The organism is Kitasatospora cystarginea (genome assembly GCF_039533515.1).
Taxonomy (GTDB): Bacteria; Actinomycetota; Actinomycetes; order Streptomycetales; family Streptomycetaceae; genus Kitasatospora; species Kitasatospora cystarginea.
In genome coordinates this window covers 15,465-30,148 of sequence record NZ_BAAATR010000058.1, presented here as the reverse complement: position 1 = coordinate 30,148, position 14,684 = coordinate 15,465, and the positions used below count along the sequence as shown (strand labels likewise).

Genomic DNA, 14,684 nt, shown 5'->3' with positions numbered 1-14,684 from the left:
CCCGCGGAGCGGGTCCCTACGGGCCTTCGGCCCTCCGTTCGCGCCTGACCTTCGGTCAGGCGGCGGACCCGCTCCGCGTGTCCGCACCCGGGCTTCGCCCGGGTGGGCCCGGCGCTCCGCGCTCGGGCTGCCACCACTCCGCTTCGCTCCATGGTGGCCGGTGGCTGAGCCTCGGTCACATTGTTGAGCTGGAATTCTTGCTGATCTCACTGCTGGCTGACTAGGGGGTGCGTCGGGCCCGCTTCACTCCTGTCAGACTGGTCTAGACCACTGTTTCGGCTCCATCGGGGGGTGGGCTGCGCTACCCTGGCGGGGTGAGTAACGGTCCCCAATGTATCAATCTTGTTCCGTCAGGAGATCCCGCCGGAAGCGGAGGGCTCACCCCTGCGTTTCGGGTATTTGCCGGAAATCGTGACCGGGTGCTGATATCCTGCCGGATAGCCTCTCTAATCGGGCTCGTTTTCCGGTCGACTGGACTTCTTCGCCGGTCCGTCGAATGTATCAGTAAGGCACTGTCAGGATTTCCCGCGTGGTCCCGGGTGTGGGCTCGGGAATGGGTGAGGGGAGACTCGTCTTCGTGAACGTTGTAAAGCCGGGCCTGATGGCCGCTCAGTCCGTCGCCGGCGTCTCGCTGCGGGGGCATCAGGAGGAGGCCTTGGAGGCCATCGTGCGGGGGCTGACGCCCCGTCCGGGTCGGCCGGTCTCTCCGAGCGGTCTGCGGGTCACGGTGCAGATGGCCACCGGGTCCGGGAAGTCCTACGTGGGGGCCGCGGCCGGGCAGAGGCTCGCCTCGCGCGGGACGGTGCTGGTGGTTGTGCCGACGCTGGACCTGCTGGTGCAGATGGTCGGCTCGTGGCGGGCTGCCGGCCGGGCCGGGGACATGCACGCGGTCTGCTCCCTGGTCGATTCGGAGCTGCCGTTCGGCGTGATGGCCACGACCAGCCCGCTGATGATCGGTACGTGGCTCCAGCACGCGGCCAGGCACCGCCGGCCGACCACCATCTTCGCCACCTACACCTCGGTCGGGGCGGTCGCCGATGCCTACGCCTACTGGGCGGAGCGCCAGGGTGAGCTGCTGCCCCCGCTGGGCCTGATGGTCTGCGACGAGGCGCACCGGTCCTCCGGGAGCGTGGAGAAGACCTGGACCGTGGTCCACGACCAGGCCGAGATCCCAGCGGAGCGCCGGCTGTACATGACGGCGACTCCGCGGATCTGGGCGCCGCCCAGCAAGGCGATGAAGCGGCGCGAGGACGCCCTGCAGCCGCTGCCGGAGGAGTTGGCGGTGTCCATGGATGACCAGCGGATCTACGGGCCGCAGGTGTTCACCCTGGGGCTGGCGGAGGCGATCGACCGCAAGCTGCTAGCGCCGTTCGAGATCGTGGTCCTGGAACTGCGCGACCCGCTCGGCGACCGGTCTGGGACGCAGCAGCAGGGGGTGCCGTGGGGGCCGGGTGTCGGGGAGGCCGAGGACGGGAGCGAGGACGAGGTGCCGGCCGCGCGCATCGCGGCCATCCAGGCGGGGCTCGTCAAGACGATGGTGGAGCGCGTCCTCCAGCGGTGCATCACGTTCCACAGCCGCACGATCGAGGCCCGCTACTTCGCCGAGACGCTGAACCAGACCGTCGAGAAACTGAACATCGATAACCCGCAGAAATATCCCGAAGAGTTCTGGACGCAGTGGCTCTCCGGCGAGCACGACGTGGATTTTCGTAAAGAGGTCATCGCCGATTTTGGGAGCAGCGAGGGGGATGACGGTCTGAGGCACCGGGTCGTCGCCCAGTGCAAGGTTCTCGGCGAAGGTGTCGATATCCCGGACGCAGATTCTGTTCTTCTGCAGGGCCGGGGCAGCATGGTGGATATCGTCCAGGCCATCGGCCGGGCCCTGCGGATGAAGCCCGGCGAGGGAAAGACAGCGAGCCTGATCGTGCCGGTCTTCCTGAAGCCCGGGGAGGAGCCCGGGGACATTCTGGAGTCGGAATCCTATTCGGCGTTGATCAAGGTCCTGACCGCTTTGAGGTCACACGATGCCAGGGTGGTGGAGGCTCTCGCGGTGCCGCAGAAGTCTGGCAAGCGCACGAAGGGGCGTAGCGCTGAGGCGGCTTGTGGGCCTGGTGAGAGCTGGTCTGGTGAGGGTGGTTCGGGGGCGTTCACGCTTCCAGTGCGGTTCCAGGCGCCGGTGGACGAGAACGTGCTAGCGCTGTTCATCGCGTCGCGGGTGCTGACCGGGGAGAACCAGTTCTGGCGTGAGGGGATCAACCACGCCAGGCGGTGGCACGAGGAGACCGGCGGGCTTGACGTTCCCTATTCCGCGATGGTCGGCGAGGAGGGGAAGTTTCCTCTCGGGAAATGGCTGTCGGACCGGCGGACCGAGCATTCTGCTGGTGAATTGGCGCGACACCGGGTCGACATGCTCGATGCACTCGGGATGACCTGGTCGGTCTCCGACGCGCGGTTCGAGGCTGGGCTGGACTGGGCGCGGGTCTGGGCGAAGGGGCACGGCGGCTCGCTCGCGGCGCCGGCCCGGGCCTCGATCGGCGGGTATGCGATCGGCACGTGGCTCTCGGAGCTGCGGGCTGCGGCCCAGGTGCCGGCTGGCCAGCCGGGGGCGCTCGTGCCGGAGCGGCGCAGGGCGCTGGAGGAGATCGACCCGTGGTGGTGCCCGGCCTGGCCGATCGTCTGGCAGCGCACGTACGCCGTCGCGCGGCAGTGGTGGCTGGAGTCCGACGGCCTGGTCGACTGGACCGTGTTGCCCGTGGACACCGTGTTCGAGGGCGAGCAGCTCGGCCGGTGGGTGCAGGCGCAGCGGGCCGGGTGGGCCGATCTCGACCAGGAGCAGCGGGACCTGCTCGCGGCGCTCGGGATCGGCGAGGACGTCGAGCTGGCGGCCGCGCGGGCGGCGGCCGCGGCGAAGCCGAAGGTGTCACGGGCGGACCGGTTCGGCGCCGGCCTGGCGGCGCTGGCGGCGTTCGTCGAGCGGGAGGGCCACGCGAAGGTCCCGCGCGCACACAAGACCGAGGAGGGGCTGTCTCTGGGAGCCTGGTTGAACAACCAGAAGGCCCGGCGGGACAAGCTCAGCCCGGAGCAGCGCGGCCAGCTGGAGGCCCTGGGCGTGACCTGGTAGGCCGGTACCGGGCCGCGCTGGTGTCGTTGGCCGATGGTTCGCCGCCGGGGCCTTGAGAAAGCGCTGGAGGCCGCCGTCCCCGTTCGGGGTGACGACCTCCGGGTGTTGGCACCTTGGGTGTCGGTCGGCTGATGGTGGTCTCGGTGATGTTCGTAGCCGGGGCAGGCGTGGTTTTGTCGTTGGGGTGGGGCTGCTGCTTAGCCGGTCGGGCCCAGGCGGCTGAAGGCCCACCGGAGTACCTCCTGGTCGACGCGGGTGCGGCCTGTGCGCAGGAGGGCTGTGTGGGTGTGGGCGGTCAGGCGGGCCCAGTTACGGAAGTTGCCGTGGGCTGCGTGGTGGTCGGCGAAGGCGATGTCGTCGGGGTCGGCTTCGGTCCAGATGGGGTGGTAGAGCGGGATGACGTCCGAGACCTCTTCCGGGGTGAGGCGGGCGAGGCGTTGCCAGATGAAGATGCGGGAGGAGAGCATCGGTTCCTTGCGCAGGGCCTGGTAGCAGCCTTCTCCGCCGACGAAGACGACGGCGAGCTGGGTGTAGGGGTCGTCCCAGAGGTAGCGGACGTACTCCAGCTGGTCGCTGGAGAGCCATTGGGCCTCGTCCAGGACGAGGGTGCGGGGGTGGGTGGCGAGTGCGGTCTTGAGGAGGTGGTCGAACTCGCTGGCGTAGCGCGGGGGCTGGCCTGGTAGTCCGAGGCTGGTGAACAGTTCGTGGCGTACCGCGCGGGTGGTGGGGCGGGTGTGGAAGGTGATGCGGTGGATGTCTTCGCCGGGTTCGAGTTCGCGCAGGCAGCTGGTCACGGCGACGGTCTTGCCGAAGCCGGCGCCGCCGTGGATGCACATCATGGCGCGGGCGGCGATGGTGTCGGCGAGGTTCTCGCGCACGGTGAGCAGCGCGCGGGTGGTCACGAGGCGGGCCTCGGGCAGAGCGACGTATTGGTCGGTGGGTGGGGGCGGCAGGCGACGGGTCACGGGGCGTCCTTACGGTCGGTGGGTGGGGTGGGCCGGGTGGCGGTTCTCACGGCGGCGGGGGTGGCCCAGTCGGCCGGTGGCGGGGCGGGCGGGATCAGCTCCGGCAGTGCCAGCGCAGCAAGGTCGCTCTCGTGGTGGCGGGATAGCTCCCGGGTCGCCTCGGCGGCGGTGGTCGCGTCCAGGCGGCGTGGTGCGGTCGCGGTGGTGGTGGGGGCGAAGCGTTCCTGGCGCAGTTGCTCGGCGGCTTTCGCTTCGGCCCGCAGGCGCTGTGCGCGCCGGGTGCGGGCGTGGCGCAGCGCGGTGAGTTGTTCGGGGGTGGCCTGGTCGGCGAGGTAGGCGGTTCCGAGGCGGCGGCCGGCGGGGTCGCAGATTTCGATCTCGTGGGTGTGGTGGGGCATGAACCGCACCCTGACCTCGCGGCCGGCCTGCCCGGTCATCCAGTCCGCGAGGTAGTCGCGGTTCTTGAAGCGGACCCCGTGGCTGGTGATGACGCGGGTGCGGCCGTCGTCTTCGAGGGTGAACGACCACAGGTCCGTGGGCGGGATGTCGGTGAGTGGTGTGGGGTCCTGCTGCCAGGCCTGAAGCGGGGTGTGTCCGTTCAGGCCGTCCGGGTGGTGTTCGGTGTTCCACCAGGTGACCCAGGCCAGTACTTCGGCGGTGAAGTCCTCGAAGGACAGGACGGGTGCGGTGGGGAGGCGGTCGGGGCGGCGGCGGGGCTGTTTGGTGCGGTAGCCGGGAAGGGCGGCGAACAGCATCCGTGTCGCGTTGCGGTTCAGGTTCTCGATGCTGCCTTTCAGGTGGGGGCTGTAGGCGGGCAGGTCGTCCATGGTCGTGCCGAGGGCGTCGAACGCCGCGGTGACGGTGCGGGAGAGGAAATCCTTGCCGCGGTCGATCCGCACGGTCTCCGGCCGGCCCCCGACGGGTCCGTAGGGCCCGGTGCGCAGGACCGCTGAGCGCAGGGCAGCCAGGATCGAGGCGCGTGAGGGGCAGCCCGGGGTCACCGCGACGCCGGTGATCGCTTTGGTCGCGCAGTCGATGAACCAGGTGATGTGGGGCCGTATCAGTTGTCCGTCGGCGTGCACGCGCAGCGGCGCCTGGACGTGATCGCCCTCCCAGGCGTGGTTGCGCCAGGTCGGGGGGCGCTTGCCGAAGACGTCAAGCGCGCGGGCCGCCTCGGGTCCATGGCGGTACCCGGCCCGCTCCCCCGCCGTCAGATCGCGGCGCACTGCGCGCAGGAACGTAGCCAGGGACGGCACCTTCTCCAGCACGGGGACTGCGGTCGGTGGTGCGCCGCCTGGGACCGCCAGGCGGCTCGGCTGGGGTGGGGATGTCAGTGGGGTGGCTTCGTTGGTGGCGGTGTCGGGTCTGGTGGCCGCGCGGGCGTGGGCGAGGAGCTCGCGGTGGACCGCGGAGGCGTTGCCGCGCCAGTACGCGAGCAGCACCCGGATCTGCGGCGTGATATCGAACCGGTCGCTGTCACGCGCTCCGGGGCGTTCGGCGGTCTCCGGTGCGACGGTGGCCTCGGCCAGCCACCGCCACACCGTCCGGTCGGAGACCGCCAGGCACTGCGCCGTGGTGTGGACGTGCGCGCGGGTGAGTTGGTGCTCGGCGCGCAGGGCGAGCAGACGGCGCACGGCCGGTCCGCGCAGGGCATTCAACGACACAGTGTCGAGGGCGGGCTGGGCCTTGGCCGGTGGGAGCGTGTGGAGGGCGGTGGTGTTGGGGGTGGTGGTGTTCATCGATGTCTTTCCCGCGAACCCGCGGTGGGCGGTCGGCGCAACGGACTGGGGATCAGCGGGCTGGGGTCAGAGGTTGGGACCGAGGCGGGAGCAGGCCCTCTCAAGCAGCGCGCCATCGGCACTGGTGCCGGGGCGTTGGTCCAGCGCCGCGTAGGCGTGGGAGGTGATCTTCGCCCAGGTCCGGAAGTTCCCCCGTGCGCAGGTCTCGTCCGCGTGCAGCAGATCGGCGTCGTTCGCGGTGTGCCACAGCGGGTGGAACAGGCGCAGCACGGCGGGCACTTGGGAGGCTTCCAGGCGGGGGACGTGCTGCCAGGTCAGCACCCGCGAGGCCAGCGCGGGGGCCCGGGCCAGCATGCGCTCGGCACCGGCCCCGCACAGCACCAGTGAGGTCTGCGTGGTCGGGGCGTCGGCCAGCAGGCGCAGGTAGTCGAGTTCGGGGGCGGCGATGCGCTGGACGTCGTCGATCAGGACCACCCCCGGGGTCCTGAAGGCGTCGATGAGCGCGCGGTCGGCCGCGTCGGTGCGGTTCGTGAGCGCGGTGGCCGGCAGGCCGAACGCGGTCAGAAGCGCGGCGCGCAGCTGCGGCAGGGCCGGCTTCACCGCTACCTGCGCCTGGCGGACAGGCAGACGGCGCGGCAGCAGGCCAAGGGCCTGGTGGACCGCGACCGTCTTGCCCTGACCGGTGTCCCCGTAGACGCAGGCGATCCCGCGCGCGGCGATCGTGTGCGCGATCGCCTCGGTCACTTCGCCCAGCTGGCGTGTCGCGGCGACGTGAGCGCCGGGAACGTATAGCCGCACTCCCAGCGGCACGGCCCCCGAAGATCCATCGGGCACGGCCGGCGCGGCGGGCTCGGTAGTAGGGCCAGGGGCAGGTGGAGGGGCAGGTGGAGCCTGGCTGGCTTCATCGACCGTGCCGGGCAGGGCCAGCTCCGCCAGCGCGCGGTCATACACCGCAGGATCCACCCGGCCAGAGCCGGGCCGGGTAGTCTGCAGAACACGGCCGGCCTGCCGTTCCCGGCGCACTGCCCGTTGAAGCGTCGCCAATGACGGCACCGGCCCCACGAACGCCTGTCCCGGATCGCTCCCGGCCTGTCCGGCCAGCTGACGGTGCAGGGCCGCCACGTTCCCGCCCACCTCGGAAAGCCGGGCCCACAACTCCTCAGTGACCGTGAAGGCGCCACGACGCGGTACCGCCTCCAGACGGCCCGACTGGCGGGCGGCGGCCAGCCAGCGCGACACCGTGCGTACCGACACCCCAGCTGACTCGGCGGCGATCCGCGCATGCACCGACGCCAGGGTCCCGGCCTCATCCAGCACGAGCAGACGACCTACCACCACCTGCCGTACCAACGCCCGTTCCCGTGACCGGGACGCGAGCGGTTCCACATCGGCTGCGGATGCCGCAGAGACTCTCGGCAGGGTGTCGGGCTGCGCAAGCGCGGGATCGGCGGTCATGCACACCAGCCCACTCCCCCGCCCAAGCGCTCTGCACAGGAATGAGCATCCTCGTGTCAGCCGTCATCCTGGTGTGCTAGGCACAATCCGCGTGTCATGACAGCGGATTGGTCACTTCATGACAGCCGAGATCCACGACACCATCAGACAGAAGCCGAGCTCAGCGATCCCCTGCCATCAATCAGCCCGCTGCCGCCCATCCCGCTGACACCACCACGCACACTCACAGAAACCTTCTCAACCAACCCGCGAAACTCCAGGCCCGACATCACCCCAACCCGCACCCCCACCGCCACCCCGTACCAGGCCCCGGGGGCGAAACTCACCATCCGGTTGGCGTGCTGGACACAGCCGCGCTGCGACCCGGCGGCGGGTTCGGGCGGCCGTCGGCGGGCAGGGGGAGAGTGTGGGCGAGTGGCAGCACCAGGAGTCGGCCGTCCCGGTCGGCGAGGCCGAGGCGTGGCGGCTGACCGTCGCGCTGCGGGTCGGTGGAGCAGGTTCGCACCGCCGTCCTTGTGCTGGCCGAGCGGGTGCGCGCTGCGCACCGGGCCCGGGTGTGGACGGCGCTGGGCTTAAGACGCCCCACTGCCAATCACCGACGTCCACAGCAGTCGTGCCGTTCGGAGGCGTCTCGCCTGCGACGGCGATCCGAACGGCCGACGCGAATCAAAGGTCCCCGATGCCCCAGTTCGAGATCACCACGGTTCTCTCGGTACCCCCGCAACGAGCGTTCGAGGCATGCCTCGACGTCGAGGCCCACACCCAGTCGATGGCCGCGTCCGCAGAGCGGGCGGTTGCCGGCACCACCCACGGCCGCCTCTCCCTCGGCGACGCCGTGACCTTCCAGGCCCGCCACTTCGGCCTGACCTGGCAGCTCACCGCCCGCATCATGGCCTATGACCCGCCGCGGCACTTCGTCGACGAGCAGGAGCGCGGGCCGTTCAAGCGATGGCGGCACGCCCACTTCTTCGAACCCGACGGCACCGGCGGAAGCATCATGCGAGACGTCATCGACTTCGCATCCCCGCTCGGGCCCCTCGGCCGTATGGCCGACACGACCGTTCTCGGCTGGTACATGCCCCGTCTGATCCGGAACCGCAACACCTACCTCGCCAACCTCCTGCGCTGAGCGCCAGCCTGGACCTGGTGGCCGAGCGCCTGGCCGAGGCCAGCACCGAGGCCGGCGGCGCGCAGCCGGATCGGCGCGGCGGCCGCGGTCGCCGAGCTACGCAAGCGCGCCGGGCCCGGTACCCGGTCGAGGTGTGGCGCCTGGAGGCCGCGCCCGGGTGCGTCACCGAACGGGCGCCGAGGAGGTCCTGCACATCGTCGGCAAGTTCTGACGGACCGCAGGCGGCTATTCGGCGTCCTGATCGCAGCAACCCCCTGGGGCCACGCGATCCTCCAGTTCGTCAGCGCCATCCTCAAGGCCATCCAATGACGCCCCCCGAACGTCGGCGACAATCCAGGCTGCGTGCCTCCGTACGCGGCAGATCTGCCGGGCGGTCAGCTTGCCCTCAGCGCGGGCCTGCTCGCGCTGCCAGCTGACCAACGGACAGGGCCGGGGCTAGCGCATTCGTGCGCCAGCCCCGGCCTTGGTAGTAGCGGGGACAGGATTTGAACCTGCGACCTCTGGGTTATGAGCCCAGCGAGCTACCGAGCTGCTCCACCCCGCGTCGGTGACACCACCCTATGCGGCAATCGTGCCGATACGAAATCGGTTCCCCCAACGGTCCGGCTCACCCCTGCCTACCTCGCCGCGGTCTTCCCCACGGACCGCACGCTGCCCCAGTGGACCGGACGCACCCGGCCGTCGTTGACCAAGACCGCGCACACCCGCGTGCGAGCCGGTTCGGCACTCGCGCCGCCTGGTCATCGCCGAGCCCACGTCGTACACGCGGGCTCGTGCCAGGTCGTCCGGACAACCACCCCACCGGGCGTCAGGGATCAGGCGATGGATCGGGACGTCGTGGGGGCGGGGCCCGGCCTACCGAGCCCGGGCTGCGATGGCCAGTTGCCCATCCAGATGTGTTGCAGGGCGTCCAGGAGGGCGATCGCCACCCGTCCGGTTCGCCGGTCCGATCAGGGTGCCGCTGGCGGCGAGGCAGGCAAGCAGGCACCACGGGCAGCTGTTCCTGGTCTTGCCTGGCGGAGTGCTAACGCTTGTGGATCTTGCCGTCCGAATCGATAGGCGCAGCCGCCGTACGGGTTCTGGCCCAGGATCTTGCTCAGCTCCTGCCAGTCGAGCATCGGCCGCCGGATCGGGGCCTGGGTTTCCGGCGCTCCGTCCCAGGACGAGTCGGACAGGAACGCGGCAGCGATCGTCTTGGCCACGTATGACTCCCTTGCTTGATCGTGCGCACACTTTAGGGGCGTCCGCCGACGGAGGGGAAGGCTGTTTCATCTGTAGCTGGGCTTGCCGGAGTTCGCCGATGGGCGACAGCGGAGCGCGGTGGGCCGCGCTGGGCGGGTGAGCCCAGCACCACGGTCGGGCTCAGCCCTCTTTCCCACGGCTATCGCGTGGAAAGACTCGACCTCATCACCGCCGAAGCCACCCGCCGCGGCGTGACGGTGCACATCGTCGTCGACCTGATCCACGTCCTGGAATACCTGTGGGGCGCGGCCTGGTGCCTGCACACCCCCGGCGACCCGGCCGCCGAGGCATGGGTCGCCCGCCACGCCCGCACCCTCCTCGCCGGCGGCGCCGGCCAGGTCGCCGACGCCCTCCAAACCGCCGCCCGCGCCACGCGGTTGACCACGAACCACTGCAAGGGCATCGACGACGCCGTCGCCTACCTGCGGAACAAGGCCGAGTACCTGCGCTACGACCTCGCCCTGGACCGCGGCTGGCCCATGGCCACCGGCATCATCGAGGGCGCCTGCCGCCACCTGGTCAAGGACCGCCTGGACATCACCGGAGCCCGCTGGGGCCTGTCCGGCGCCGAGGCCGTCCTCAAGCTCCGCGCCCTGCGCAGCAACGGCGACTTCAACGCCTACTGGGCCTGGCACGAACAGCAGGAGTTCACCCGCAACCACCAAGCCCGCTACCGCGATGGGTTCAACCTCGCGGCTTGATCAACAACACGCCGATTGGATCTGCACCCGTTTCCGTTTTCGGCCAGGCACCGGGGAACTGGTGCCTGGCCGCGCTGTTCCTACTGCCGGACCGCTCGGCCCGGGCGGCTCAGGTGTAGCAGTAGTTCAGGTTGCCGATCTGGCCGCCGTAGGTGCCGGTGGACCAGGTGGGGTTGCCGTTGGTGCCGTAGAAGACCATGTTGCCGTCGTTCTGGACCCGGACCGTGCCGCCCGGGGCGGGGTTGAGCGCGCCCATGGTGCACACGACGTTGTTGGAGCTGTCCAGTAGCTTGGCGTAGCCGGACCGCGACCAGTCGACGTGGGTCACGCCCTTGCCGGCGGTGCCGCTGGCCCACAACGCGTTGTCAATGTCGCCAGTGTGCGTGTACAGCACCAGGTTCCCATCGTTCTGCAGCACCAGCCTGGCCCCGGTGGAATCGGCGATTTCGCCGGCGTACGAGTCGGGCTGCGCGAGAGTGAAGGTGGCGGCCGTGGTACCAGGGTCCAGGGCCATCGCCTCCGCACTGGACAGGCCGAGTACGGTGAGAGCCGCGGCGCCCACCACGGCGGCCCGCATCACGGTCTTGCGCAGGCGCGAAGCGCAGAGCTGACTGCTTGCCATGAGGTCTCCTCACGAGTTGTGCTGTGGGGTCGCCCCCCACCTCGGCGATCAACCTACGAACGCCGTGTATCGCGCGGCTAACAGCGGGATCACCTCAGCTGCAGTGCTTGTCGAAGCCGCCGCTGATGTTGTCCTCGATCCCGCCCTCCCAGTCGATGCAGCTGTGCGCTGCGTAGAGGTAGACCGGCCCGGCGTAGGTGGTGTAGTAGTTCTCGTCGAGCTTGGTCCAGGTGGAGGAGCCGGTCTGCCTGAGCCCGGCGAGCATGAGCAGAGCGGGGCCCGGGTTGTCGCGGATCGTCACCACGCAGTTGTAGCCGTTGCTGCTGTTGTAGGTCAGGTAGACCGTGCCGCCGAGGTTGAGGTCCCGGTGGTCGATGACCGAGTAGCCCGAGCCGCAGACCCCGTTGTAGTCGGCCGCCTGGGCGGTGGTCGGAACGGCTATCGCGGTGCCGCCGGCCAGCAGGGTCAGGGCTCCGACCCGGGCGGCTGCTCGCTTGATCCGCTGGTGCACTGGTCCACTCCATTTCGTTCGACTCGGTCACGCCGACCCCGGCCGGTGCCGGCGTGAGAGAGCGGTACGGAGACTGAGCCCATGACCGCAGACCGCCGCATCGCGCCTGGCATCCTCATCTCTCGCCGTATCGCGGTGGTAACGCCGGCATATCGGCGTCGTGCTCCCGGGATGACGCCCGATCCCGTCACTGCGGCACGGAGCCGGTGGACCGGACCCTGATCTGGAACGAGCGCCACCTGCGCCACGCCCTGCGCGAGTTCGAGTGCCACTACAACGCGCACCGGCCCCACCAGGCCATGAACCAGGCGGCGCCCCTACGCGTGGTGCCCGAGCCGATCACTGATCCCGGACGAATCTCTCGCCTGGACATACGCCGACATGACCGGCTCGGCGGAGTGATCCACGAGTACCGACACGCCGCGTGACCTGGCTGGATGAGATATTCGGCAGGCGCAGGGTTCTTTCCGGCCCCGCCCCGCAGGCTCTCCCCGCCCCCTGCGGGAGAGTGTTGGGGGTGGGGCTGCGGTCGTTGCCAGGCCCGGCAATGGCCGTGCCGGCCCGGTCCGGTGGCCGTGAGCGGTCCGTGCGTGGTGGTGGGTGTCCGGGCGGGGCGGCGCCGGGGTGTGGGCGTGAGAGCCCGTGGTGCCGACCTGGGCTGGTCTACTCGACCGTGGCGGCGATGACGGTCCACACGTTGGCCGGTGTGTCGTCCAGGCGCAGGTCGAAGGTGAAGGTGATGGGCCTGCGTTTGTGCGGGTCACCGCGCAGTACCTGTTCGCTGCGGCGGTCGACTTCGTAGTAGACGCCCTCGGTGTCGACCGTGACGCGGAAGACGACCGGGTCGCGGGAGACCAGCGAGCGCACCGTGACGCGGGTGACGGTGGCCTGGCGCATGACGGTCCGGTGGGCGGTGCGTACGAGCGTGAAGTCAAGGCTGCCGTCGTTCATGGACCATTCCTCGAGGAACCGCTCGACGGCGACCTCGAGGACGGACTTGTCGAACCGGCCGTCGAGGACGCTCAGGTCGCCGGCGGCGGTGTCGGCGTCGGTGCTCCACGAGATGTTGGTGAGCGACAGGATGTCGCTCACCTTGGTGACTGTGCTCTTGCCGGCCACCTCGAGCACGGCCTCGCGGGCGACCTCTTTCTGGTCCCAGCCGTCCGTCTCGATGGCGCCGCTCAGGTGGTGCGCGCCCTCGGCGGCCTGTTCCAGCGACGACACGATCCACTGCCCGGCCGTGTTCTTGCGCAGTGTCCAGTACTCGACCGGGCGCGTCGAGCCGTCCTTGCGCACGGCCTGACCGCCGTCGGCGCGGCGTACGTAGTCGTTGAGCGTCGCGGTGATCCGGAAGGTGACGGTGTCGTTCACCTCGCCCGCGCGGTTGGCGACGTCGACCAGTTCGACGACCGGGCCGGAGACGATCTCCACGACGTTGACCTCGCCGCGTGAGGCGTAGTCGTGCAGCTCCTCGGCCCACTTGCCGTACAGCACCGGGGACAGGATCCGCTGCAGCGTGGCGTGATCGTGCCCGCTCCAGGCACGTTGGGCCGTCTCGTACAGCCACACGGCGCGTTGCTCGAGCGCCGCGCGCTCGAAGGTCGCATCCGTGTCGGCGATGGCGTCGACGCGGGCCGAGATGCGGGCGGCGCGCTCGCGCGCCTGCGCGTCCGCGCGGTGCGCCGTGCGGTCGGAGACGGTGTTCAGGCCCTGTGCCAGTTTTGCCCTGCGGCGCCGGGACCACAGCCACAGGATCAGGAGGACGACGGCCACGATCACCAGCACGGTGAGGAGCCCGCCGCTCCCGGCCCCGACGCCCGCTCCAAAGCCGCCGCCCGACCCGTGGAAGCCGCCGCCATGGCCGCCCCCACTGCCCCCGCCGCCGCCACCGTGGCCACCGAAGCCGTGACCGCCGCCCCCGCCGCGGGCGTAGGCGGCCGTCGGGCTGCTCAGCGCGACGGCTCCCGCGAGCACACATATCCACCGGCGGACGCGCACCGGGCCCTCCCTCAACGAACCGGAGATTTTCCGCGCCAGCCTACAAGCCGGGGGTGTTCGGGAGGTTTGGAGGCCAGCGGGCCGCCCGGCACGGGGGATGGCGGCGTCGGTGCGGGGCGGGTCAGCCCGCGACGGTCTCGGCGTGCCAGTGGAGCGCGTCCAGGAGCGCGGTCTGGTGGTCGGTCAGCTTGCCGGCGGTGCGCGCCGTTGCTTGCTTGCGCAGCCAGGTGCCGGGCCGGAACGTGGGGTCGTCGCCGAGGCCGGTGCGGTTCGCCGGGCCGTCCAGGGTGCCGCCGGCGGCGAGGTAGGCGAGCAGGCGGCGGTAGGAGCGGTTCCAGTCCGGCTCCAGGCGCCACAGCTCGTCCAGCGAGTCGAGCTTCGCGATCTGGTCGGGGTTGAGGTTGTCGGCCTTGCGCTGGCGGCGCATCCACGCGCCCACCGCGTAGTCGTCCAGCTTCGCGGTCGCCGGGATCGCGAGGTGGCCGTGCTGGCGGTGGAAGGCGGCGGCGTAGGCGGCCCCGCGTTCCCAGGCGCCTGCGTTCTTCGACCAGATCATGCCGAGCGCGTCCAACTCCGAGACGCGGGCCGGGTCGAGCAGGCCCTGGCCGCCCAGGTGGCGCTGGCGGTCCTTCCCGCAGCTGCTGGTGGTCCTGGTCGGCACCGGCGCGGCCCAGGTGCGCTCGGCGGTGGCGGACCTGCGCCTCGCCGCCGAGGAGAACCCGGCCACCGCCGAGATGCTCTCCGCCGTCCCGGCCGGCGCCGCCCGGATCGAGGACCTGGTCCAGCGCGGCCCGGCCGCCCCGGTCTGGCACCCGCTCAACGACCGGGTGGGCGGGCGTGCGGGTGGACGGAGCTGTAGGCGGCAAGCAGGGGCGCCGGGACGGTCTACCGTCCTCCTCCCCGCCCCCGCCCCCCCCCCCCCCCCGGCCGGTGGCACCGCTAAGCGGGGCCGCCGGGCCACCGCGCAGCGGACAACCCTTCACGCCGTCGGCGCGCAGCATCAGGTTGCCGGGATCTCGTCTCCGCTCCTGCTCTGCGCGCCTGTTCTCCTACTCCTCCTCCCCCTCGACGGCTCCGGTGCCCGGACTTCACCCGGCACCGCCAAGGGGCCCAGGGAGAAGTAGTCGGCCTCCGCCGACCTATGGACAAACGGGCCCTGAACTGCGCAATCGCCGCTTCCGGCGACGCCGCCTCCAGTAGC

The 14,684-nt window shown here is 70.7% G+C and carries 12 protein-coding genes and 1 tRNA gene; 4 read left to right on the top strand and 9 right to left on the bottom strand.

The features are described from left to right. The first annotated feature begins 553 nt into the window (after nucleotides 1-553). Nucleotides 554-3,121: a DEAD/DEAH box helicase gene (locus ABD369_RS36755; protein WP_344640995.1), complete on the top strand. Its 2,568-nt coding sequence runs from the start codon at nucleotides 554-556 to the stop codon at nucleotides 3,119-3,121. Nucleotides 3,122-3,318: 197 nt separating this feature from the next. On the opposite strand, the gene ABD369_RS36750 is transcribed toward ABD369_RS36755, so the two are convergent. From ABD369_RS36750 to ABD369_RS36740, 3 genes are all read right to left on the bottom strand, one after another. Then, nucleotides 3,319-4,086, bottom strand: a complete 768-nt coding sequence (locus ABD369_RS36750) for an AAA family ATPase (protein ID WP_344640994.1) — start codon at nucleotides 4,084-4,086, stop codon at nucleotides 3,319-3,321. Continuing rightward, nucleotides 4,083-5,825: a Mu transposase C-terminal domain-containing protein gene (locus tag ABD369_RS36745; protein WP_344640993.1), complete on the bottom strand. Its 1,743-nt coding sequence runs from the start codon at nucleotides 5,823-5,825 to the stop codon at nucleotides 4,083-4,085. The genes ABD369_RS36750 and ABD369_RS36745 overlap by 4 nt, the downstream gene beginning before the upstream one ends. 66 nt (nucleotides 5,826-5,891) lie before the next feature. After that, complete coding sequence (locus tag ABD369_RS36740) at nucleotides 5,892-7,280, bottom strand: AAA family ATPase (protein WP_344640992.1); 1,389 nt, start codon at nucleotides 7,278-7,280, stop codon at nucleotides 5,892-5,894. A gap of 679 nt (nucleotides 7,281-7,959) precedes the next feature. Here ABD369_RS36740 and ABD369_RS36735 point away from each other — a divergent pair. Then, nucleotides 7,960-8,409: an SRPBCC family protein gene (locus tag ABD369_RS36735; RefSeq protein ID WP_344640991.1), complete on the top strand. Its 450-nt coding sequence runs from the start codon at nucleotides 7,960-7,962 to the stop codon at nucleotides 8,407-8,409. 470 nt (nucleotides 8,410-8,879) lie between these two features. Here the strand turns inward: ABD369_RS36735 and ABD369_RS36730 are convergent. Beyond that, nucleotides 8,880-8,953: transfer RNA gene (locus ABD369_RS36730), tRNA-Met, on the bottom strand. Nucleotides 8,954-9,359: 406 nt separating this feature from the next. Next, nucleotides 9,360-9,611 (bottom strand): hypothetical protein, encoded by a 252-nt coding sequence (locus ABD369_RS36725; RefSeq protein ID WP_344640990.1) that lies wholly within the window; start codon nucleotides 9,609-9,611, stop codon nucleotides 9,360-9,362. A 186-nt stretch (nucleotides 9,612-9,797) separates the two neighbouring features. On the opposite strand from ABD369_RS36725, the gene ABD369_RS36720 reads away from it, so the two are divergent. Then, nucleotides 9,798-10,352, top strand: a complete 555-nt coding sequence (locus tag ABD369_RS36720) for a hypothetical protein (protein ID WP_344640989.1) — start codon at nucleotides 9,798-9,800, stop codon at nucleotides 10,350-10,352. Nucleotides 10,353-10,461: 109 nt separating this feature from the next. Here the strand turns inward: ABD369_RS36720 and ABD369_RS36715 are convergent, their stop codons facing one another. Together ABD369_RS36715 and ABD369_RS36710 are read right to left on the bottom strand one after the other, a co-directional pair. Next, on the bottom strand, nucleotides 10,462-10,974 hold the full coding sequence (locus ABD369_RS36715; RefSeq protein WP_344640988.1) for a hypothetical protein: 513 nt from the start codon (nucleotides 10,972-10,974) through the stop codon (nucleotides 10,462-10,464). A 94-nt stretch (nucleotides 10,975-11,068) separates the two neighbouring features. After that, on the bottom strand, nucleotides 11,069-11,485 hold the full coding sequence (locus tag ABD369_RS36710) for a spore-associated protein A (protein ID WP_344640987.1): 417 nt from the start codon (nucleotides 11,483-11,485) through the stop codon (nucleotides 11,069-11,071). Nucleotides 11,486-11,691: 206 nt separating this feature from the next. On the opposite strand from ABD369_RS36710, the gene ABD369_RS36705 reads away from it, so the two are divergent. Beyond that, nucleotides 11,692-11,913 (top strand): integrase, encoded by a 222-nt coding sequence (locus tag ABD369_RS36705; protein WP_344640986.1) that lies wholly within the window; start codon nucleotides 11,692-11,694, stop codon nucleotides 11,911-11,913. A gap of 235 nt (nucleotides 11,914-12,148) precedes the next feature. Here the strand turns inward: ABD369_RS36705 and ABD369_RS36700 are convergent, their stop codons facing one another. Both ABD369_RS36700 and ABD369_RS36695 read right to left on the bottom strand, forming a co-directional pair. Then, nucleotides 12,149-13,483, bottom strand: a complete 1,335-nt coding sequence (locus tag ABD369_RS36700) for a Tim44 domain-containing protein (RefSeq protein WP_344640985.1) — start codon at nucleotides 13,481-13,483, stop codon at nucleotides 12,149-12,151. Nucleotides 13,484-13,604: 121 nt separating this feature from the next. Next, entirely contained in the window at nucleotides 13,605-14,303 is a 699-nt protein-coding gene (locus ABD369_RS36695) for a helicase associated domain-containing protein (RefSeq protein ID WP_344640984.1), read from the bottom strand. Between the last annotated feature and the right edge of the window lie 381 nt (nucleotides 14,304-14,684).

Bases quoted from the DNA above. Each gene is read 5' to 3' on its own strand.
- ABD369_RS36755 (WP_344640995.1), top strand. From the start codon at position 554: ATGGGTGAGGGGAGACTCGTCTTCGTGAACGTTGTAAAGCCGGGCCTG.
- ABD369_RS36740 (WP_344640992.1), bottom strand. From the start codon at position 7,280: ATGACCGCCGATCCCGCGCTTGCGCAGCCCGACACCCTGCCGAGAGTC.
- ABD369_RS36745 (WP_344640993.1), bottom strand. From the start codon at position 5,825: ATGAACACCACCACCCCCAACACCACCGCCCTCCACACGCTCCCACCG.
- ABD369_RS36735 (WP_344640991.1), top strand. From the start codon at position 7,960: ATGCCCCAGTTCGAGATCACCACGGTTCTCTCGGTACCCCCGCAACGA.
- ABD369_RS36715 (WP_344640988.1), bottom strand. From the start codon at position 10,974: ATGGCAAGCAGTCAGCTCTGCGCTTCGCGCCTGCGCAAGACCGTGATG.